Below are 21,424 nucleotides of genomic sequence, written 5' to 3' on the forward strand. Positions count from 1 at the left end.
GAACGGGCTCCCAGAACGACGGAACGCGTGTGGGCGCGAGTCGCGCCCACACGCGTTCAGCGGCTACCGGCCTCGGCTACGTGGCGGCCGGGGCGCCGTGGCACTTCTTGAACTTCTTGCCCGAGCCGCAGGGGCAGGGCGAGTTGCGGGCCGTGCGGCGTACTCGTCGGCGGCCTCGGTGTGCTGCTCGACTCCGCCGTCCTCGCTCGGAGCGGAGTACTGGAGCCGGTCCGGGCGGTCCTCGCCGAATCCGGGGACGACCACGTCCTCCACGGGCTCGGCCGCCTTGTTGGGGGCCGCGGCCGCGGCCGCCTCCTCATCCTCGTCGACGACGGTCGCGACGGCCGTGGCGCCCTCGGCTCCGCCCACGCGCGCGGCGGCCTGGGCCGCGGCGGAGGCGGTGAGGGTCGGCTCCTCCTTCTTACGGGTCTGGGGCTCCACGTTGAACATGTAGCCGACGGACTCCTCCTTGATGGCCTCCAGCATCTGCTGGAACATGTCGAAGCCCTCGCGCTGGAACTCGATCAGCGGGTTGCGCTGGGCCATCGCGCGCAGGCCGATGCCCTCCTGGAGGTAGTCCATCTCGTAGAGGTGCTCACGCCACTTGCGGTCCATCACCTGGAGGATGACCTGGCGCTCGACCACGCGCATGGTCTCCTCGCCCAAGTCGGTCTCGCGGACCTGGTAGGCCTCCTTGGCGTCCTCCACGATCCGGCCGGCGATGAGCTCGGCCGTCAGTGAGGCCACGTCGCCGTTCTCGTCGAGGAACTCGTCGACGGAGAAGGTGACCGGGTAGATCTGCCGGAACGCGCGCCAGAGCCGGTCGAGGTCCCAGTCGTTCGGGTCGCCCTCGGAGGTCTCGGCGGTGACGTAGCCGCGCAGCACGTCCTCCAGCATCTCGACGACCTGCTCGCGCAGGTCCTGGCCCTCCAGCACCTTGCGGCGCTCGGCGTAGATGACCTTGCGCTGGCGGTTGAGGACCTCGTCGTACTTGAGGACGTTCTTGCGGATCTCGAAGTTCTGCGTCTCGACCTGGCCCTGGGCGGACGCGATCGCCTTGCTGACCATGCCCGACTCGATCGGCTGGTCGTCGGGGATGTTCAGCTGGTTCATGAAGGCCTCCAGGCGGCTGCTGTTGAACAGCCGCAGGAGGTCGTCCTGGAGGGAGAGGTAGAAGCGGGAGATGCCCGGGTCGCCCTGACGGCCGGAACGGCCGCGCAGCTGGTTGTCGATGCGCCGGGACTCGTGCCGCTCGGTGCCGAGCACGTACAGACCGCCCGCCTCGACGACCTTCTCGTGCTCCTCCTCGTACTCCTTCTTGGCCTTCTCCAGCGCCTCGGGCCAGGCCTCCTCGTACTCCTCCGGGGTCTCCAGCGGGCTCAGACCGCGGTTCTGGAGCTCCTCGTCGGCGAGGAAGTCGGGGTTGCCGCCGAGCATGATGTCGGTACCGCGACCGGCCATGTTGGTGGCGACAGTGACCGCGCCGAGCTTGCCCGCGCGGGCGATGATCGCGGCCTCACGGGCGTGGTTCTTGGCGTTGAGGACCTCGTGCGGGACGCCTTCGCGCTTGAGCATGCGGGAGAGCAGTTCGGACTTCTCGACGCTGGTGGTGCCGACGAGGACCGGCTGTCCGGCCTCGTTGCGCTCGGCGATGTCCTCGGCCACCGCCTGGAACTTGGCGTCCTCGTGTTGTAGACGACATCCTTGACGTCGTCGCGGATCATCGGCTTGTTGGTGGGGATCGGCACCACGCCGACACCGTAGGTCTGGTGGAACTCCGCCGCCTCGGTCTGGGCGGTGCCGGTCATACCGGACAGCTTCTCGTAGAGGCGGAAGTAGTTCTGGAGGGTGACCTTGGCCAGGGTCTGGTTCTCGTCCTTGATCTTGACGCGTTCCTTGGCCTCGATGGCCTGGTGCATGCCCTCGTTGTAACGGCGACCCGCCAGGACGCGACCGGTGAACTCGTCCACGATGAGGACCTCACCGTCGCTGACGATGTACTCCTTGTCCTTGCGGTACAGCTCCTTGGCCTTGAGCGAGTTGTTGAGGAAGCTGATCAGCGGGGTGTTGACGGCCTCGTAGAGGTTGTCGATGCCCAGCCAGTCCTCGACCTTGGCCACGCCGGACTCGGTGATGCCGACCGTGCGTTTCTTCTCGTCGACCTCGTAGTCGTCGTCGCGGCGCAGGCGGGGGGAGATCTTGGCGAACTCGGCGTACCAGCGGGAGTTCTGCTCGGAGGGGCCGCTGATGATGAGCGGCGTGCGCGCCTCGTCGATGAGGATGGAGTCGACCTCGTCGACGATGGCGAAGTAGTGCTCGCGCTGGAACGTGTCCTCCAGGGACAGCGCCATGTTGTCGCGCAGGTAGTCGAAACCGAACTCGTTGTTCGTGCCGTAGGTGATGTCGGCCTGGTAGGCCGCGCGGCGGGCGGACCCGCTCATCTGCGGGCTGACCACGCCGACGTCCAGGCCCAGGAAGTGGTAGATGCGGCCCATGTTCTGGGCGTCGCGGCGAGCGAGGTAGTCGTTGGTCGTGATGACGTGGACGCCCTTGCCCGCGAGGGCGTTGAGGTAGACCGCCAGGGTGCTGGTCAGCGTCTTGCCCTCACCGGTCTTCATCTCGGCGATGTTGCCGAAGTGGAGCGCGGCGCCGCCCATGATCTGGACGTCGTAGGGTCGCTGGCCGAGGGTGCGCTTGGCCGCCTCGCGGACGGTGGCGAAGGCCTCCGGAAGGAGGTCGTCGAGCGACTCGCCGTCCTCGTACCTCTCCTTGTACTCCTTGGTGAGGTCCCGAAGCTCCTCGTCCGTCAGGTCGACGTAGTCCTCCTCAAGGGAGTTGACCTGGTCCTTGAGCTTGGTGAGCCGGCGCAGGATCTTTCCCTCACCCGCGCGCAGGAGCTTACTGAGTATCCCTGGCACTTCCTATGCGCTCCTCGCAGATCGCGGTTGGCTCCACGGACGTGGAGCGTCAGACCTGGGCCCGCGGACCGCCCGCTCCAGCGACCGCGGTGGCCGCCGGGGGTTCTGGGCCCTCGGGGCTCCATCCTAGAGGACCATGGCCGCGGGCCCGGCAACGTCGAAGCGGCTACACTCCGGACGCGGCCGGATACCGAAAGAAGCCAACCCAGTCCGTCCCTTTTCCTACCCTCCTACGAACGTGTGGAACGGGTTCGGATGTTCCCCGCCTTTTCGCGGTGTTTGTGCGGCCCCGGCGCCCCAGTGGGTAGTGGATTCATATGAGGTCGCGCCGACGACCCGTGTCTGGGGCGCCGTCGGGCGCGACGCGTGCGGGAGGGGGACGGCGATGCGAGCGAGCCGAAGGAAGCAGGGGGCGCGGACGACCGAGGGGGCCCCGGCCCCGCGCACCCCGTTCGAGTTCATCGAGGGCGCGCTCTTCCAGCCCGGGGCGAAGGCCGACAAGCCCGTGGTGGACAACGATCCCGGTTCGTGGTGGGAACGGCGCCGGCCGACGGACGACGAGGGCTTCGGGCGCATTCGGGGGTTCCAGCGGCAGGGGGGCAACCTCGCGCCGACCGCCCACCACCGTGGGAGCGCGGCGTCCTGGGTCGCGGTCGGTCTGGCCTTCGTCGGGTTCACGATGTGCGGGCTGGCCGTGGTGCTCGGGTGGACGGCGTGGATGCTGATCGTGGGCGGTCTCCTGATGGCTGCCGCGCTCGTGGTGGCCGTCATGTGCGACATCCTGGCGGACGTGGTGCTCGACCCGCCCAGGTACGAGTCCGAGGAACCGCACGCCACCCCGCTGCACCAGATCAAGCAGGAGCGGGCCCGCCGACTCGGCTGACCGCCCCCGCCAAACCGTGCGGGCTCTCGCGCACGGCCCGCCCCGTGCGGCGGACCGACCGGGACGCCGGGGCGCGGCGGTGGGAACGGACCGGTCGGCGCACGGGCCCCGGTCATGACGCGGGCGGACCCGCCCCGGGCTCGGGGCGGGTCCGTGCGTGGAACGCGGGGGGCGGCCCCGAGACGGGGCCGGGAAAGCGGGGACGCCCTCGTACGGGCGGGACGCGGGCGGGCGCCTTCCCCATTCGGGACACCGGCCAGCGGCCGATCCCCGATCCTCGGCGAGCTCAGTCCACGAGCCGCAGGACTCCGTAGTTGAAGCCCCTACGGCGGTAGACGACGCTCGGAGCGTCCTTCACCTCGTCGTGGAAGAGGTAGAAGTCGTGTCCGACGAGTTCCATTTCCATCAGCGCCTGGTCGATGCTCATCGGCTTGGCCCGGTGGAACTTCTCCCGAACGATGACGGGAGTGCCCCCCTGGGTGTCGAGTTCGACGATGTCCTCGGAGAACCGCTCGCTGACCGCCGTTCCTCCGAACTCCTCCTCCCCGCGGCGCTGGACGGGGGGCGCCTGTTCCGCGGTGGTGGTCTCGGTGACGAGGTTCCCGGCGAGGTTCGCGGTCGCGGCCGCGACGGACACCGGGGCGTGGTTCCCGCGGTGGACCTTGCGTCGGTCCGCCGCCTTGCGGAGTCGGGCCTCGATCTTGTCGATGGCGAGGTCGAGAGCCCCGTGCCGGTCCGCGGCCGCGGCCTCGCTGCGGATGACCGGACCGTTGGAGTGGATGGTCAGTTCAACCCGCTCGCGGACGTCGGCGAGCTTGGGGTTGCGCTCCGCGGACACCTCCACGTCGACGCTCATGCCCTTGCGCTCCCACTTGGAGAGCCGTTCGAGCTTGTCCTCGACGTGCTGTCGGAACCTCTCGCTCACACCGGTGCGTCGACCTTTGACGATGATGTCCATAGGACCCCCTTCATCGCGTGGCCGCCGTGAAGGCGACGGCCAGGCTGGCTATGCTCCCTCCCGCCGTGGGGGGCGGAAGGGTGTCGCGCTAGCCCCCTTCCGCTGGTGGCCCCCCTGCCGGGGCCACGGCTCGGTTGGATGTGCGTATACCCATCACAGGCACCGTACTCACGCGCATCAGCATGTGAATCGCGCCCCCTGGGTAAGGGGTTTGGACATATGCCGGATACCGAACGTGATCATGCCTGCGAGGGGGCCGACGGTCCGGAGGGGAATGGGGCGAGCGCGTGGCGCACGTCCCCCGGCGGCGAGGAACCGGGTATGACTGAAAGGACGTGCTCCCGCGGGGTTCACCCTCGACGGTGAACCCCCGCGCGTGAGCATGCCACCCGTCCGGCCGACCTGGTCTTCGTCCCCACATCCGCCTGCTGAGAGTGTCGCCGCTCTTGTCCGCGACTACTGCTCTTCTCCCTGTCATGAGGGACATCGGGACCCTCCGCGGGGCAGGGCTTACCTCTAAGGCGCACCGTGATCGGTCGACGAAAAGTCGCCTTACGTGGGCCGTTTCGCCTGCGCCTGGCATCGGCTTGCCGGAACCGCTCCCCGGTTTCCCCAGGAGCTCGGTCATTCCGGCGCAACCACGGACCCGGACGGGTGCCATACCTGGACCGTAACCTGTCCCAGCGCGTCTGTCAGGTAGCCGGGGTCTCCCCCTCCCCTCACCCCACACCACAAATCCCTGCACAGGCAGGCTTTTCACCCGTTCACGAGAGGTTCGTAAAACCTTCGCAGCCGGAGCTCGCCCTCACGGCCCGGCTCCGGGCGAACCGCCGTCCCACCAGCCGCGCTCGGCCAGCACCACGGCGCCCACCACCGGAACACCCGCGTCACGCAGCGCGCGTGCGGCCTCGGCGACCGTCGCCCCGGTGGTCAGCACGTCGTCCACCACCACCGCCCGAAGACCCGACCGCACGGGACCGCCCACCGCACCGGGATCCGCCACGAAGGCTCCGCGCCGGTTGGTCAGTCGTTCGTCGCGGCCCAGCCCGACCTGTGGTCTGGCCCGCCGCCGGTACCGAAGGAGCCGAGCCACGCGTCCCGCTCCGGCGGAACGCTCCAGGCACACCGCCGCCAGTCGGTCGACCGGACGGGAGCGACGCCACGGCGGCCCCCGCCCGGGCACCGGCACGAGCAGGGTGTCCGGTCCGGACCACCCGGTCACCGCGTACACCGCGGCCAGACGAGCGCCGAGCGGAGCGGCCAGTGCGTCGGCACCGCCCTCCTTGAAGGCGAGCAGGACCCGGCGGTCGACCCCGGAGTAGGGTCCCGCCGCCCAGACGGGAGGGCATCCCGGCCGCGGGGCGCACTGCCGGGGCCGCCGTTCCAGGAGCCTCAGGCAGTCACCGCACAGCGGTCCGGGAGCGACCGAGCAAGCCGCGCAGGGTTGGGGCAGGAGCAGGTCCAGCAGCACCGAGAACAGGCGCTCCAGTACGCGCCGAGTCCGGCGGATCGCATCGTTCACGCGACCAGGATCCGCTGGCGGCCCGCCGGGCCGCCAGCGGCGGTTCTGTATCTGTGGACAACCGGACCCGCACCGCGGACGCGCCGCGGTCGCCAGCCGGCCGACGCGAGCGTCCGGGGCCGTGGGGCGCCGCACCCGCACAGCGCAGCCGCCTCGGGCGCCGCGGTCGGGACCGCTCAAGCGCGAACCCGGTCGCGCTGATCGCCGCGAACCGCGCCGGGGCCGCGCGAGCGCGGACCGGGGCCGCCATGCCGGGCGGCCCCAGCTCCCGCCGACGCGCATCCGCGGCGCCCCGGCCGTCCCGGTCAGCCGGGGTAGTTCGGCGAGACTCCCTCCACCACGCTCTGCCAGTTCAGGCGGTCATTGGAGAGGTACACGTTGCCGTCCTCGGACCCCGCGATCAGCGGCTGCCCCGGAGCGCCCGACACGCTCGTGATCCCCGAGGGGGGAGCCCCGGCGCTCGTGGCGGGCGTGCCCCCGTCCAGCGCGACCAGGAAGGCCTGGCGGGTGCCGCCCTCGCGACTGCCCAACACGACCAGCTGGTCCCCGGAGCGCCAGGCGACGTCCGTGACGTCGGCGAGCTCTCCGGCCAGGGTGACGAAGTCCCCGACGGACACCCGTCCGTCACCGTCCACCGCCACCCGGCCCACCTCCAGCGACCGCTGGCCGTCGACCTCGGTCACGACCGCGGCGCGGGCCCCGTCCCGGGAGATGCGCAAGTCCGCCACCGCGCGGTCGTCCAGCTCCGAGATGTCGACCCCGACCACCTCGTCGCCGTCGCGCAGCGTCCACAGGGCCGTCGCGCCCGGCTCGGCCGGTGTGTCGGAGCTCAGGCCCTCCGACGCGTTCCCGCCCTCGGAGTCGCCCGCCGCGTCGCCCCCGTCGTCCTCGGACTCGTCGCTCCCGGCGGGCCCCTCGGTCTCCTCGACCACCCACAGGTGGCCGTCCACGTCCCACGACAGGTCGGTGAAGACCCCGTCCGACAGGACCTCCCGATACTCCGCGCCCGCGCTGGCGAAACTGGTCACGACCTCGCCCCCGCCCACGGTGATACCCGCGACGGTGCCCTCCCGCATCGAGACGGCGTAGCGCTCCAGCGGCACGTCGCCCGCGCCCAGCGGGCCGGGCACCCGCTCGGCGTCGGAGAACGCCTCAGCGCCGAGTTCGGCCGCCGACCACAGCTGCCTCTCCTGCATGTAGTAGGCGCGCAGCCCGGCCGCGGCAGCGCCGGGGCCCACCTCGGCCCAGTGGTCGCTGCCCGGTCGGGGAAGCTCGGCGCTCTCCCCCTCCGCCTGCTGGAAGGCGACCTCGGAGTCGTTCACCACCAGCATGAACTCCTGCACCTCGGGCAGTTGGCGCAGCGTCCAGGCGATCTGGGCGCCCATGCGGTACTCGTCCACCCGGCCCACTCCGTCGATGCGGATCACGGCGCGCTCCTCGTCGACCCGCACGGTGGTGCTCTCCGGCAGGGTCGAGTCGACCGCGGGCGCAACCAGTCGGTGGGGCCGGCGACGAGGTGGTCCAGCAGACGTTCGGCCAGGTCCGACTCGTCGGCGCTCACGGAGAGGTACACGGGGTCCGGCACCAGGGCGGACCGCTCGCGGTTGTAGTAGTAGAGGTTGAACGGTCGGTGCGTGCGCTCCACGTCGAGCTGGCTCAGGACCAGCTCCTCGGTCAGTTCGCTCACCCGCCACTCGCCCTCGGGGTCGCCGCCCTCCCTGACCAGTGTGAAGGGCAGGTCCAGGAGGGTGCCGGACTCACTCGGGACGTATTTGCCGGACGCGTCGATCGTGGCCACCAGGGAGGTGCGCATCCGCACGCTGGCGGTCAGTCCGTCGGCGCTGATCTCCGACGAGAGGTCCACCGTCTCGGTGTCGGAGTACACCTGGACGGTGTCGCCCGGGGACCACTGCTGGCCGGTCTCCTCGGTCATGTAGCTGCGGGCCGCGTCGTGGTCCTCCTCGAAGCTGCCCATGTCCCTGAGGAATCCCCGCACGAGGGCCTCCGGGCCCATGCCCTGCTGCGGTCCGGCCGGAAGCAGCCGCACGTACACCCCGCTGTCCCCCGAGGCGCCCCCGCCGTCGCCGGGAACGACGGGCCCGGTCACGGGCACGGTGGCGCAGGCCACGAGCGACACGCACGTCAGCGCCGCCGCGGCGGATGCTCCCGCGCCCCGTCGGATCCGATCCCTCACGTGTCCTCCCCACCCGGGTCGGCGAGCTCGTCGTCGTGGTCGGAGCGGTCGGACCGCTCGTTCGCGCCCCCGTTGTCCCTGTCCCCGTAGGCGGCGAAGTTGCGGCCGAGGGCGATCTCCGGAGGAACCAGGGGAAGCGGGGAGCCGCGCAGTTCGGCCCCCGACCTGCGCGGAAGGGAGAGCCGGAACTGTGATCCCTGCCCCGGCATGCCCCAGGCCTGGAGCCAACCGCCGTGCAGCTGCGCGTCCTCCTTGGCGATGGCCAGACCGAGTCCGGTGCCGCCGGTGGTGCGCACGCGCGCCGGGTCGGCCCGCCAGAAGCGGTCGAAGCACAGGTGCTCCTCCCCCTCCTTGAGCCCGACCCCGAAGTCGCGGACGGCCACCGCCACCGAGTCGCGGTCGCCCGCCGCCGCGACGACGACGTCACGGCCCTCGCTGTGCTCGATGGCGTTGACGATGAGGTTGCGCAGGATCCGGTTGATCCGCCGGGTGTCGAACTCGGCCACGCAGGGTTCGGCGGGCAGCCGCAGGACCACCTTGATCCCACGGCGCTCGGCGATCTGCTCGGCGTCGCCGACTGCCTTCATCACGGCGTCGCGGATGTCCGCCGACTCGGTGCCGAGGGTGGCGCGCCCGCGTCGTGGCGGCTGATCTCCAGCAGGTCGCCCAACAGCTCCTCGAACCGCTCCACCTGGCTCTGGAGCAGCTCGACCGACCGCCGTTGCGTGGGTTCGAACTCCTCGCGGTCGTCGAACAACAGGTCGCCCGCCATCTTGATGGTGGTCAGCGGGGTGCGCAGTTCGTGGGAGACGTCGGAGACGAACTGGCGCTGGAGCTTGGACAGCTCCTCCAGCTCCTGGATCTTCTCCTGGAGGGTGCCCGCCATGTCGTTGAACGAGACCGCCAGCCGTGCGAGATCGTCCTCGCCCTGCACGGTCATGCGTTCGGCGAGGTCGCCCGCGGCGAGCCGCTCAGCCGAGCGCGCCGCGGACCGGACCGGGCTGACCACCTGGCGGGTGATGACGAAGGCGATCAGGCCCAGGAGCACCACCAACAGCCCGCCGACGAGCGCGACGGTGCGTTGGACCAGGTCGAGGATCTCCTGCTCGTGCTGGAGCGGGAAGACGTAGTAGAGCTCGTAGGCGTAGGTCAGCTGGGCGCCGACCACGAGGGCGGGCTCGGTGGTTCCGTCCCGTTCGATGCTCGTGTACGTGTGGTACTGCTGCTCGGTGGACTCGGACCGCCGGACCTCGTTGACGAGCCGCTCGGGGACGCTCTCCTCCAGCCGCTGGGGGGAGCTGTTCTCGTCGGTCGCCCACCCGTTCTCACCGTTGACCGACGGTCGGATCACGACACCGTACAGCCCGGTGTCCCCACTGCGGCTGTGCAGTTCGCTCGTGATGTTGTACAGGAGCCGGTTGCGGTCCCCGACCTCGTTCTCCCGGAGTTCGGTGAGCGCGAGGTTGAGCCCCGCCCGGTGGTCGTTGACGGCGGTGGAGATCTTGGCCTCCAGGAGGCCGCCGCGCACCTGGCTGACCAGGACGTAGCCCAACCCCACCATCACGACGAGGGACAGCACCAGGGTCGTGGAGATCACCCGCAGGTGCAGGGAGCGGCGCCAGTTGGTCTGAACACCGCGCACCAACGCTCGGGCGGCCCGCTGGGCGAAGGCGTAGGTCCTGGTCAGGCTGCTTCCCGGATCGCCTGACTCGCCCGCGGGCGTTCCCGTGGCCGGGGCGGCCCGGCCCTCCCCGGGGTCGGCCCCCCGGTCGTCCTCGGGTACGGCTGGCGTCATGTGCGGGTGGGCGCGGATCAGGCGGTACCGGCCTTGTAACCGACACCGCGGACGGTCACGACGACCTCGGGGTGCTCGGGGTCCTTCTCGATCTTGGCCCGCAGCCGCTGCACGTGGACGTTGACCAGACGGGTGTCGGCGGCGTGGCGGTACCCCCAGACCTGTTCGAGCAGGACCTCGCGGGTGAACACCTGGCGCGGCTTGCGGGCCAGGGCGACCAGCAGGTCGAACTCCAGCGGGGTCAGGCTGATCTGCTCCCCGTCGCGGCGCACGGCGTGCCCGGCGACGTCGATGGTGATGTCCCCGATCTGGAGGACCTCGGGAGCGGGTTCCTCGGTGCGGCGCAGACGCACGCGCACGCGGGCCACCAGCTCCTTGGGCTTGAAGGGCTTGACGATGTAGTCGTCAGCGCCGGACTCCAGGCCGAGGACGACGTCGATGGTGTCGCTCTTGGCGGTGAGCATCACGATCGGGACGCCGGACTCGGCGCGGATCTGACGGCAGACGTCGATGCCGTCGGCGCCGGGCAGCATCAGGTCAAGGAGCACCAGGTCGGGTTTGGTCTCGCGGAAGGCCTCCAGGGCCTTGTCCCCGTCGTGGACGAACGACGGCTCGAAGCCCTCTCCCCGCAGCACGATGCCGAGCATCTCGGCGAGGGCGAGGTCGTCGTCGACGACCAGTACACGTCCCTTCATAGGTGCGTCCGGCGCCGGGCGCGGGCGCCCCTGGCGGGCGGAACCTCGCGGCGCCTACTCCTCTCTCCTGGAACATCTTGAGCGTCGGATGTGGGCGGTGCCCGGGTTCCCCTGTGCGCGGGGAACCGCAGTCGTCCCCCAACTTTGCCACCTTCGGACCACGTTGGAAGAGCTGTCGACGTTATCTGGCCCTGCGGGCCGGTTTCGGCCACCGGCGGCGGCGACCCGGTTGAGCTGCACCGGGAGCGGTCACCGTTGAACCGGTTGATAACAGAAAGCATACAAAAGGAATGAAGTGCCTAGGTTGCGTGGGTCACGGCCACGGTGCCGCCTAAGTGCGGTGCGACTGGCCGGTAGGTTGGGGAGGAAGCGCGATCCACCAGGGATTTCGTTCACGCAGCGTAGCCGAAAGTCACGGAGGGCTGGGCCAGATGAGCCAGGAGGACGACCACCGCGACTCTCCGGGAACCGCCCCGGAAGGTTCGGAGCCCCGACGTCCCTCCGCTTCCGGAACCCCCGAGTCGGACGGCGGCTGGTCCGCCCCCGGACGGGGTCCGGCGTCGGGCGCGAAGGGCGGGGCCGCCCCGGCGCCGGGCCCCGAACCCGCCCGGGGGTACGCGGCGCCCCGGTTCGCGCCACCCGGAACGGCTCCCGGATACGGGCAGCCCGAAACGCGTCCGGGTACGAGCACGCGGGCGGCGCACCCGGGTACCCGCCCCCCGCCTACCCGCCACCGGGTTACCCGCCACCGGGTTACGCGGCGCCGGGTTACGCGCCGCCGGGCTACGCGGCACCCGGCCACGCCCATCCGCCCGCGGGCCACGGGTACCAGCACCCCGCGACGGGTCGTCCGGCCGCGCCCAAGCCCGGTGTCGTGCCACTGCGCCCGATGACCGTCGGCGACCTGTTCAACGGCTCGTTCGCCCTCATCCGGAACAACCCGAGGACCACCGTGGGCCTGGCGATGATCGTCGTCGCGGTCACGAGCGTCGTCAGCGCCATCGGCTTCGGCGGGACCATGGCCGACTACGGGGTCTTCGTCGACCAGGCGTTCAACGATCCGACTTCCATCGATCCCGACAACCCGATGCCGGTGTCGGTCTGGTCGCTGGTGGCCAGCTACTCCGGGGCGCTCCTGTCCCAGGCCGGGATCATCCTGGTCACCGGACTGCTGACGGCGGTCGTCGGACTCGCCGTCCTGGGCCGCACGCTCACACCCGGCCAGGCGTGGGCCGCCGTCCGCGACCGGATGTGGGCGGTTGTGCGGCTGGCCCTGACGCAGCTCTTCATCTTCCTCGGACTGACGCTCGCCGCGGTCGCGGTCACGGTCGTCGGCGTTCTCGTCGGCGTCGCCGTCCTGGCCTCCGGGCCGGCCGGTCTGGGCATCGTCATCCTCGTCCTCGGTGTGGCGGCCGGGCTCGCGGCGTTCGCGGTGTTCGTGTGGATCGCCGTGCGCATCCTGTTCGCCATGCCGGTCGTCGTCCTGGAACGGGTGGGCGTGTTCGCCGCCCTGGCCCGGTCCTGGAACCTGACCAGGGGCAGCTGGTGGCGGGTCTTCGGCGTCATCCTGCTGACGACGCTCCTCGTCCAGGTCATCGGCGGAATACTCACCGCGCCGTTCAGCGGCACGGCGGTCGTGCTGGTGATCGCCTTCCCGATGGAGGCGTGGATGCCCGTCGTCTCGGGCGCGATCGTCTACGTCGGCACCGTCGTCATCAGCGCGATCACCACCCCGTTCACCGTGGGCGTGACCACTCTGCTCTACATCGACCTGCGCATGCGGCGCGAGGGCCTCGACCTGCGGCTGCACGAGGTCGCCCGGGCGGGCCGCGAGGCGGGCCCGGAGATCTACCTTCCGGAGTGGCGCGCGTGACTGCGACGGGCGTCGCGGAGGTGACCCGCGAGGAGGGTCGCAGACGCGCGGTCGAGGAGCTGTCCGACCCCCTCTACGGCGAACGGACGCCCTCACTCCTCGACCGGATCCGCGAGTGGGTCTTCGACCTCCTCGCCGGGCTGATCGAGGCCGGCTCCGGTGTCGTCGGCGGCTGGGCCGTGCTCGGCCCCCTCCTGGCGGTGCTCGCGGTCCTGCTGGTGTGGTTGGTCGTCTACCTCCGTCCGTCGTCGGGCCGCCGCCGCGGCGCGGCCGTCCACGCGGAGGCTCCGCTGTCCGTGGCCGACCACCGGGCCGCCGCCGAGCGGCACGAGGCCGCCGAGGAGTACGCCGCGGCCGTCACCGAGCGGTTGCGCGCCATCAGCGTCGCGCTGGAGGAGCGCGCCGTGCTCACGCCCCGCCTCGGGCGCACCGCCACCGAACTGGCCCAGGAGGCCTCGGTCGTGCTGCCGGGCGAGGCGGGCGGCCTGTCCGAGGGCGCCCGGATCTTCAACGACGTGGCCTACGGCGACCGTCCGGCCACCGCCGAGTCCGCCCGAATCCTGCGCGAACTGGACCTACGGCTGGAGTCCGCCCGCCCGGTGGCGGCCCAGGAGGAGGCCCGGTGACCCCGCCCGCGCCCACCGCCCCGCCGCCCGTTCCGGAGGCCTTCGAGCCGGCCGGCGGCCCCATCGCCCGCACCTGGCGCGCGATCCGCGCACCCCTCGTCCTGTTCACCGCGCTCGCCGTGGTGGCGGTCCTGCTCTCGCTCGGAGCCGAGCGCTTCCCGGAGGGCGTCCTGGAGCCCGAGAGCGTCTCGCCCGACGGGACGCGGGCCCTGGTCCGACTGTTGGAGCAGGACGGCGACGTCGACGTCGCGCGGTCGTCGGCCGAGGCCCGGCAAGCCGTCGCCGATGCCGGGGAGGACACCGTCCTGCTCGTCTCGCTCGACCACCGGCTGCTGCCCGAAGAGCTGACGGATCTGGCCGAACTGGACGTCGACACGGTCCTGGTCCAGCCCTCCGTGCTCGCGCTGTCGGCGTTCGCGCCTGGACTCGACGTCACGGGTCGGATCGACACGGGCGACGCTCTGACGCCCGAGTGCGCCCTGCCCGCCGCCGTCGCCGCTGGCGAGGCCGGGGTCGGCGGAGAGTTGTACACCGCCGCCCCGGACTCCGCGGCCGTGGGCTGCTACCCGTCCGCGACGGGGGACGCGCTGGTCCAAGTCACCGGGGACGGGTCGACGACCACCGTCCTCGGCACGGGCCACCCGCTGACGAACGCGGCGCTCTCCGCGCGCGGCAACGCGGCGCTGGCGCTCAACCTGTTGGGGGCGGACCAGGTCGTGTGGCTGCGCCCCGACCCGGCCCAGGTGGGCGGCGGCTCCTCGATGTGGGACCTGCTTCCGGCGGGGCTGAGGTGGTCCGTGCTGCCGCTCGTGGCGGCACTGGGACTACTCGCGCTGTGGCGCGGGCGCCGGATGGGCGCGCTCGTGCCCGAGGCACTGCCGGTCGCGGTGCGCGCGTCGGAGACCACCGAGGGCCATGCCGGGCTGTACCAGTCCCGCCGGGCGCGGGACCGGGCCGCCGACGCGCTGCGGCGGGGGTTCCGTGAACAGACGGCGCCCAAGCTCGGACTCGCCCCGGACGCCACCCCCGAGGCCGTCGTGGCCGCCGTGGCCGAGCGGACCGGCGACGACCACGCGCGGCTGCGGACCCTGGTCTACGGCGACCGGTCCGACCCGTTCACCGCCGACGACCGGTCCCTGGTCCGGCTCGCCGACGGGCTGGACGAGTGCTCCAGGAGACTGCGGTGACCCCGGCGGCCCGGGACCCGCGACTGACCACCGAGGTATCGAGAGAGGTAGACGGCACGTGAGCGCCTTCACACCCGAGGCACTGCCCTCCGCCGACGAGGCGCGGGCGGCGTTGACCGCCCTGCGCCATGAGGTCGGCAAGGCGGTCGTGGGCCAGGACGAGACGGTGACCGGGCTGGTCGTGGCACTGCTGTGCCGCGGCCACGTGTTGATGGAGGGTGTGCCGGGCGTCGCCAAGACGCTGTTGGTGCGCACCGTGTCGGCGGCTCTGTCGCTGGACCACAAGCGGGTGCAGTTCACCCCGGACCTGATGCCCGGGGACGTGACGGGTTCACTCGTCTACGACCAGCACACCGCGAAGTTCGAGTTCCTCAAGGGCCCGGTCTTCACCCATCTGCTGCTGGCCGACGAGATCAACCGGACCCCGCCCAAGACGCAGGCCTCCCTGCTGGAGGCCATGGAGGAGCGACAGGTGACGGTCGAGGGCAGCCCGGTGGCGCTGCCGGACCCGTTCATGGTCGCAGCGACGCAGAACCCGGTCGAGTACGAGGGCACCTACCCGCTGCCCGAGGCCCAGCTGGACCGGTTCCTGCTGAAGGTGACCGTCCCGCTGCCCGAGCGCGCGGCCGAGGTCGAGATGCTGGGCCGCCACGCCGCCGGGTTCGACCCGGGCGACCTGGCCGCCGCCGGGGTGACCCCCGTGGCCGGGGCCGCCGAACTGCGGGCCGCCCGGCTCGCCGTGGAGGGGGTCCGCGTGGCGCCCGAGGTGCTGGGCTACGTCGTGGACCTGTGCCGGGCGACCCGCCAGTCGCCCTCGCTCCAACTGGGCGCCTCCCCGCGCGGCGCGACGGCGCTGCTGCGGACCAGCCGGGCGTGGGCGTGGCTGACCGGTCGCGACTACGTGACGCCGGACGACGTGAAGGCACTGGCCAAGGGGACGCTGCGGCACCGCGTCTCGCTGCGTCCGGAGGCCGAGCTGGAGGGCGCGACGACCGACGGAATCCTGGACGGTGTGCTCGCCTCCGTCCCGGTGCCCCGCTGATGGCGGTCACCGGGCGGGCGGTCCTCGCCGGGTTCCTCGCGGTGGCCGCCGTGGCGATCTCGGGGGCCGTGGGCGCGTGGGCGAGCGTGGTCGCGCTGGGCGTCCTGGTCGTGCTGGTCGCGGCGGACGTGCTGTTGGCCGCGAGCCCGAGGGCGCTGCGCCTGGCCCGGGAGGGGGACGTCACGCTGCGCCTGGGCGACTCGGCGACGTTGCACCTGACCCTGGCCAATCCGACCCGGCGCCCGCTGCGGGGGTGGGTGCGCGACGCCTGGCCGCCGAGCGCGGACGCGGGCCCGAGGGTTCCGGTGCAGGTGCCGGCGGGCGAGCGGCGCCGGATCACCACGACGCTGACACCGACCCGCCGCGGCGACGCGCGGGCGGCCGGGGTGACGGTGCGCAGCATCGGACCGATGGGGCTGGCGGGGCGCCAGCGGACGCTGTCGGCGGAGTGGACGGTGCGGACGCTGCCGCCGTTCCACAGCCGCCGCCACCTGCCCGGAAAGCTGTCGCGGCTGCGGGAGCTGGAGGGTCAGCACACGGCGATGGTGCGCGGGCAGGGCAGTGAGTTCGACTCGCTGCGCGACTACGTGCCCGGCGACGACGTGCGGTCGATCGACTGGCGGGCGACGGCGCGGGGCGACGGCGTGGTGGTGCGGACGTGGCGGCCGGAGCGCGACCGCCGGATCCTCATCGTGCTCGACACCGGGCGCACGTCGGCGGGTCGGGTCGGCGACACCCCCAGGCTGGACCACTCGATGGACGCGGCGCTGCTGCTCGCGGCGCTGGCGGGCAAGGCGGGCGACCGGGTGGACTTCCTGGCCTACGACCGGCGGACGCGGGCGCAGGTGCGCGCGTCGGGCAAGGGCAGCCAGGTGAGCCGGATCGTGGAGGCCATGGCCCCGCTGGAGGCGGAGCTGGTGGAGTCGGACCCGGCGGGGATGGTGTCGACCGTCCTGGGGACGCAGGGGAGGGCGCGGCGCCTGGTGGTGCTGCTGACCGACCTCAACGCGGCGGCGCTGGAGGAGGGGCTGCTGCCGAAGCTGCCCGCGCTGACCTCGCGGCACATGGTGATGGTCGCGGCGGTCGCCGATCCGGCGGTGGGCGCGATGGCGGCCGAGCGCGCGAGCGCGGACGCGCTGTACCGGGCGGCCGCGGCGGAGCGGACGCTGAGCGAGCGGCGGCGGGTCACAGCGGAGCTGCGCAGGATGGGGGTGGAGGTCGTGGACGCCGACCCGGAGCACATCGCCCCGGCGCTCGCAGACGCCTACATCAACCTCAAGGCCCAGGGTCGGTTGTAGGGGCGGCGGTCGTGCCGGAACACGGTGGTCAGACGTCCGTTGGGGCCGCGAGAGCGGAGGTCCCGGACCGCCAGCGCCACGTCGAGCACGCCCTTGTTCCGGTCCTCGGCCCGGCAGAGCATGAGGAGGTCGAACTTCCCACCGCTCCAGGCGAAACCGGGTGCCGAAGACGCGACGGTGACGCCCGGGATCGGTTCGTGGATGAGCGGATCAGCTCCGGAGCGCGCCTCCAGGATCAGCTTGCGGGCGTCACACGCCAGCTCGGGGCCCACGGCAAGCACCAGGTCGGACCTGCTGAGGACTCGCCTGTGAATGCCCGTCACAACGCTGCCCAGTGCTTGTTGACCCAGCACCTTGCCCAGACCGGTCGCGTCCATGCGCAAAGCGTTGACGGCGATCGCCGAAGGGTAGAGGACGTCTCGCAGCAACACGGCCTCACGACCGGAGGCCCACCCGGATCCGATCACCGCGTCGAAGTAGTGGGGATCCGAGGGCAGACCCATGGCTTCAGGTTGTCCGCGCCGTGCACGTCCTTGAGTACGGTTCGGCGATCGTCCACCCCCAGGGGAAGTCCATCTCCGGCGAGTGCGACGACCTCCACGTTCCCGTAGGCACCGACGTCACCGACGGTCGATTGCACTACTTGCGCATGCTCGGCCAGCGCGGTCAACAGCATGCGGTTGAGTACGGCTCCTCCGTCATCGATGGCCGCGCTGTGGAGCACCGCAAGATAGCGCCCGGTACACCGATGAGCGACGTTCAGCTCAACGCCCCGCAGCCGACCCCAGGAAAGCGCGCCACTCGCGCTCGGGGAAGCAGAGGAGGCCGAGACCGATGTTCCGCGAGTCCCGGACATCAACGCGGCCACGGGCCTCGGCGATCTCCACGCAGTTGGCGGTCTCCTCACTGCTGCACGACGACTTGCGCCACCGACGTCCGGTGTCGTCCGTTCCACTGTCCATTGACACACCTCCGTGCTCAGGCGATCCGGAGCGGACCTAACCCCAGATACCGGTTCATAAAAGTGCCAATGGTCAATATCTGGACATACGGCACATAAGCATCAGATCGACCATCCTCCCAGGCGGCATCGCAGGCAGTATGGGGGCATGGCTTCTCCCCCCAACGCCCACGAGAACTCCTCCCACGGAGCCGTGTACGGTCAGATGGTCCAGGCAAGGGACATCCACGGCGGTGTGACGATCAACGTGCCGACCGCGCTGCCCGCGCCCTTGGCGGACGTGTCCCTGGACCCTCCCCGACTCGCGACCGCCGTACGCGGGCGCGATGATCTGCTGGGCACGCTCGGTGAGGCGATGACGGCCGGTGCGCCCGTGCCACATGTCTTGACAGGTCCGGGCGGGTTCGGGAAGACCACGGTGGCCGCCGCACTCGCCGAGCGCGCGCGTTCCGACCGGTGGACGGTGTTCTGGGTGCGACCAGGCAATGTCGCGGCCAGCATGGTGGAAGTCGCCGTCGAGTTGGGGGGTTCGCGGGAAGAGGCCGAGCGGGTACGGCCAGCCCGGCATCAGGCGGCACGATGGGTTTGGCGGCACCTCGACAAAGCGCCCAGGCCGTGGCTGCTGGTCATCGACAACGCGGATCGGCCGGAAGAACTGGACCCCGACAATCGCGTGGGCGACCAGCTGGGCTGGATGCGCGCCAGTCCCGGTGGGTTCGTCCTGGTGACGAGTCGGGTCGACGACCCCGTGTTGTGGGCCCCGGCGAAGGTCCACCGCATCAGTGAGCTGGATGCCCTTTCCGCCACCGCGGCGCTCACCGATCACGCGGGAATGCCCGACCTGCCCGGAGCCGACATTTTGGCCGAACGCCTCGGTCGCGTGCCTCTGGCTGTCTCTCTCGCCGGCCGCATCCTGGCCACGCACAGGGTGCTGTTCCCCAACGCACACGCACTGTTGGACCGACTCGACCAGAACCTCGGCAAGCTGGACCAGCTGGCAGCCCCGCTGGTCACGGGTGGCGACACGGACCGCAGGCTGCTGTCGGGGGTTTGGGATCTGTCCCTTCGGTTGCTCGCGGAGAAGGACGCGTACGCGCCCCGTCTGCTGCGTCTGCTCGCGGTACTGGGAACCGAGGCCCTCGATGTTCCCCTCCGCAGACTCCCCGTCTCCGAATTGGCAGATGGGCTGTTCGAGGGCATGGATGAGACCGCCATGGCACGGGCGATCAACGCCCTCATCATCCACGGCCTCGTCTCCGCGACCAGCAAGCGGGAAGAAACGGTCCTCAGCCTCCATCCGCTCGTGTCCGAGAGCGTCCGCGCCGGGTTTGGTGACAAGGAGGCCCACCTCCTCGACGTGGCCGAGTCATTGCTGGATGGGAGACGTGGCCGAGACCCCGCTCTGGAGGCGGTCGCCTACGCGGAAGTCGGGAGAACCGGCAGTCGCGCCACGGGCTTGGTCGGATCCGTGGAGATCAGGAGGATGACGAAGTCCTACCGTGCCATGACACTCGCAGGAAACCCGGAAGACGCTGAGCGACACCTCCGGGAGCTCGTCACCAACGCCCGGGCGTCGCTGGGCGACGCACACCCGGAGACCCTGGCCGCACGGCACACGTTGGCTGACGCCGTCCGGGCCCAGGACCAGTTCGAGAGCGCCGAGGACATGTACCGTGCCGTCACCGACGACCGCGCGGTTGCCTTGGGCCCCCACCACACCGACACCCTGAGCAGCCGCCACCAAGTCGCACTCATGGCGTACCTGCGGGACGACCTCGACGCCGCCGAGGAAGGGCTGCGCGCCGTGTGGAAGATCCACGTCAGCCTCGGCGCGGAGGAAAGCTCGAACGCCCTGTTCGCTCTGGGCAACCTGGCGCACGTGCAACGGCGTCGGGGCAACTTCGACGCCGCCGAGGCGAGCCTCCGCAGCATCCGCGAGGTGCGTATACGTGACCTGGGTGAGGAACATCCGGACACACTGGCCGTCGATTTCCACCTGGCCTTGGTCGCCTACGAGCGCGGAGATCACGCCTCCGCGATGCGGAGTTTCCACCACGTGGCTCTGAACCGAGCGGCCGTGCTCGGTGAGGACCACCGCCTCACCGAACAGGCACGCGAGTGGCGGGAGAAGACCGTGCGGCAGCTCAGGGGAGCCTGAACCACTACACCTCGCCGGAGATCAGGCGGACGAGCCGCACCCAATCCGATGCTCCTACGCCCAGCACCGCGCCAGCGCGGTTCCGGGTGTCGCGCACCAGCATGACGGTAGGTCCTGAGAAAGCGACCTCCACACAGTGCGCGCAGGCGTCGCTATGGGAGCTCTTGGCCCAGTGCCGCTCCGACAGCGCCGCCTCCACACACCCGCCGTCGGCCGCGTCGCTGTGGCTGCTCTTGAACCAACGGGGGGTCTGTTCGTCCATGGGGCCGATGCTGCCACAGGAACCCCCGCGCCGCCGCGGTTTCAGGCGACCGGCACGGCCGCCGGCGCGTTCTCCAGGTCCCCGGTCTCGCCCTCGTGGTACGCCCACCTGCCGAGCGTGTACACGTACACGAAGAACAGCGCCTCCGCGACCGCGCCGATCCCGATCCGCAGCCACACCGCGTCGACCCACCCGGTCACGAAGCCCTCGATGAGCCCGGAGATGAACAGCACCACCACGAGCCCCAGCGCCACCGCGACGGCGGCCCGGCCCTCCTCGCCCAGCGCCCGCAGCCGTGTCCGGTCGCCCGGGGAGATGATCGTCCACCCGAGCTTGAGGCCCACGCCGCCCGCCACGAACACCGCCGTCAGCTCCAGCAGCCCGTGCGGCAGGATCAGCCCGAAGAACACGCCCGCCCGGTCGTTGGCGATCATCATCGCCGCCACCTGGCCCAACGCCACCCCGTTGGTCGCCAGCACGTACAGGGTCGGCAGCCCGAGGAACGCCCCGGAGATGATCGCCACCGCCGCGATCCACGCGTTGTTCGTCCACACGCGGGCGGCGAACGAACCCGCCGGGTTCTCCACGTAGTAGTTGGCGAAGTCGTGCTCGACGTACCGCGCCATGTCCTCCGGCGAACCGAGCGCGTACAGCGCCTCCGGGGTGTTCACGAGCCACGCGGCCGTCGCCGTGGACACCAGCACCATGCCCAGGGTCACCGCGAGCCACCACCACCGCAACCGGTACAGCACGGCCGGAAACACCCGCGTGAAGAACCCCGCGACGTCCCGCCAGGCCGAGGAGTGCGCCCCGGTCACCGCCGAACGCGCGCGCGCCACCAGCGCCGAGAGCCGTCCCACCAGCGCCGGGTCCTGCCCCGAGGAGCGCACCACCGACAGGTGCGTGGACACCCTCTGGTAGAGCTCGACCAACTCGTCGATCTCCTCGCCGGACAGCCGTCGGCGCCTGCCCACCAGGCGATCCAGGCGATCCCACTCCTTGGCGTGCGCCGCCGCGAACACGTCGATATCCACGTGTGAGACCCTACTGGG

Annotated in this window: 15 protein-coding genes and 3 pseudogenes; 7 read left to right on the plus strand and 11 right to left on the minus strand. The window is 71.2% G+C overall.

Annotated features, from left to right (window positions below; genetic code table 11):
- Positions 1-76 precede the first annotated feature (76 nt).
- Positions 77-2,918 (minus strand): annotated as a pseudogene (gene secA / locus BJF83_RS11205) (preprotein translocase subunit SecA).
- 385 nt (positions 2,919-3,303) lie between these two features.
- Between secA and BJF83_RS11210 the strand changes: the two are divergent.
- On the plus strand, positions 3,304-3,801 hold the full coding sequence (locus BJF83_RS11210) for a hypothetical protein (protein WP_075926228.1): 498 nt from the start codon (positions 3,304-3,306) through the stop codon (positions 3,799-3,801).
- 286 nt (positions 3,802-4,087) lie between these two features.
- On the opposite strand, the gene hpf is transcribed toward BJF83_RS11210, so the two are convergent.
- From hpf to mtrA, 5 genes and pseudogenes are all read right to left on the minus strand, one after another.
- Positions 4,088-4,759 carry a ribosome hibernation-promoting factor, HPF/YfiA family gene (gene hpf / locus BJF83_RS11215; RefSeq protein WP_075926229.1) on the minus strand — a complete coding sequence of 224 codons (672 nt, stop codon included), beginning with the start codon at positions 4,757-4,759 and terminating at the stop codon, positions 4,088-4,090.
- Between the two features lie 805 nt (positions 4,760-5,564).
- Positions 5,565-6,281 (minus strand): ComF family protein, encoded by a 717-nt coding sequence (locus BJF83_RS11220; protein WP_083678490.1) that lies wholly within the window; start codon positions 6,279-6,281, stop codon positions 5,565-5,567.
- A gap of 305 nt (positions 6,282-6,586) precedes the next feature.
- Positions 6,587-8,475, minus strand: a pseudogene (locus BJF83_RS11225) (LpqB family beta-propeller domain-containing protein).
- A pseudogene (gene mtrB, locus BJF83_RS11230) lies at positions 8,472-10,270 on the minus strand (MtrAB system histidine kinase MtrB). The pseudogenes BJF83_RS11225 and mtrB overlap by 4 nt, the downstream one beginning before the upstream one ends.
- Positions 10,271-10,287: 17 nt before the next feature.
- Positions 10,288-10,965, minus strand: a complete 678-nt coding sequence (gene mtrA, locus BJF83_RS11235) for an MtrAB system response regulator MtrA (RefSeq protein WP_017570965.1) — start codon at positions 10,963-10,965, stop codon at positions 10,288-10,290.
- 874 nt (positions 10,966-11,839) lie between these two features.
- Here mtrA and BJF83_RS11240 point away from each other — a divergent pair.
- Genes BJF83_RS11240 through BJF83_RS11260 form a run of 5 tightly spaced genes read left to right on the plus strand, consistent with a single transcriptional unit; the run spans position 11,840 to position 16,991 of the window.
- Positions 11,840-12,838: a glycerophosphoryl diester phosphodiesterase membrane domain-containing protein gene (locus BJF83_RS11240; protein ID WP_262391468.1), complete on the plus strand. Its 999-nt coding sequence runs from the start codon at positions 11,840-11,842 to the stop codon at positions 12,836-12,838.
- Complete coding sequence (locus tag BJF83_RS11245; RefSeq protein WP_075926270.1) at positions 12,835-13,464, plus strand: DUF4129 domain-containing protein; 630 nt, start codon at positions 12,835-12,837, stop codon at positions 13,462-13,464. Before BJF83_RS11240 ends, BJF83_RS11245 begins: the two co-directional genes overlap by 4 nt.
- Positions 13,461-14,651, plus strand: coding sequence for a DUF4350 domain-containing protein (locus tag BJF83_RS11250; RefSeq protein ID WP_075926230.1), 1,191 nt, complete (start codon positions 13,461-13,463; stop codon positions 14,649-14,651). Before BJF83_RS11245 ends, BJF83_RS11250 begins: the two co-directional genes overlap by 4 nt.
- 58 nt (positions 14,652-14,709) lie before the next feature.
- Positions 14,710-15,693, plus strand: a complete 984-nt coding sequence (locus tag BJF83_RS11255; RefSeq protein WP_075926231.1) for a MoxR family ATPase — start codon at positions 14,710-14,712, stop codon at positions 15,691-15,693.
- Positions 15,693-16,991 carry a DUF58 domain-containing protein gene (locus BJF83_RS11260; protein WP_075926232.1) on the plus strand — a complete coding sequence of 433 codons (1,299 nt, stop codon included), beginning with the start codon at positions 15,693-15,695 and terminating at the stop codon, positions 16,989-16,991. The genes BJF83_RS11255 and BJF83_RS11260 overlap by 1 nt, the downstream gene beginning before the upstream one ends.
- Here BJF83_RS11260 and BJF83_RS11265 read toward each other — a convergent pair.
- From BJF83_RS11265 to BJF83_RS11270, 3 genes are read right to left on the minus strand one after another with little or no spacing between them, the layout of a single operon-like run.
- Entirely contained in the window at positions 16,958-17,494 is a 537-nt protein-coding gene (locus tag BJF83_RS11265; RefSeq protein WP_075926233.1) for a hypothetical protein, read from the minus strand. The two genes, BJF83_RS11260 and BJF83_RS11265, sit on opposite strands and share 34 nt — an antisense overlap.
- A complete protein-coding gene (locus BJF83_RS27450; protein ID WP_158070356.1) occupies positions 17,455-17,715 on the minus strand; it encodes a hypothetical protein in 261 nt (86 codons plus the stop codon). Before BJF83_RS27450 ends, BJF83_RS11265 begins: the two co-directional genes overlap by 40 nt.
- Positions 17,716-17,755: 40 nt before the next feature.
- Positions 17,756-17,953 carry a DUF397 domain-containing protein gene (locus BJF83_RS11270; RefSeq protein ID WP_075926234.1) on the minus strand — a complete coding sequence of 66 codons (198 nt, stop codon included), beginning with the start codon at positions 17,951-17,953 and terminating at the stop codon, positions 17,756-17,758.
- Positions 17,954-18,100: 147 nt separating this feature from the next.
- Here BJF83_RS11270 and BJF83_RS11275 point away from each other — a divergent pair, with 147 nt between their 5' ends.
- Positions 18,101-20,110: a tetratricopeptide repeat protein gene (locus BJF83_RS11275; protein ID WP_075926235.1), complete on the plus strand. Its 2,010-nt coding sequence runs from the start codon at positions 18,101-18,103 to the stop codon at positions 20,108-20,110.
- Positions 20,111-20,114: 4 nt separating this feature from the next.
- Here the strand turns inward: BJF83_RS11275 and BJF83_RS11280 are convergent, their stop codons facing one another.
- Together BJF83_RS11280 and BJF83_RS11285 are read right to left on the minus strand one after the other, a co-directional pair.
- Complete coding sequence (locus tag BJF83_RS11280; protein ID WP_075926236.1) at positions 20,115-20,372, minus strand: DUF397 domain-containing protein; 258 nt, start codon at positions 20,370-20,372, stop codon at positions 20,115-20,117.
- Positions 20,373-20,413: 41 nt separating this feature from the next.
- Positions 20,414-21,406 carry a stage II sporulation protein M gene (locus BJF83_RS11285; protein ID WP_075926237.1) on the minus strand — a complete coding sequence of 331 codons (993 nt, stop codon included), beginning with the start codon at positions 21,404-21,406 and terminating at the stop codon, positions 20,414-20,416.
- Positions 21,407-21,424 lie beyond the last annotated feature (18 nt).

It is taken from the genome of Nocardiopsis sp. CNR-923 (genome assembly GCF_001942255.1).
GTDB lineage: Bacteria > Actinomycetota > Actinomycetes > Streptosporangiales > Streptosporangiaceae > Nocardiopsis.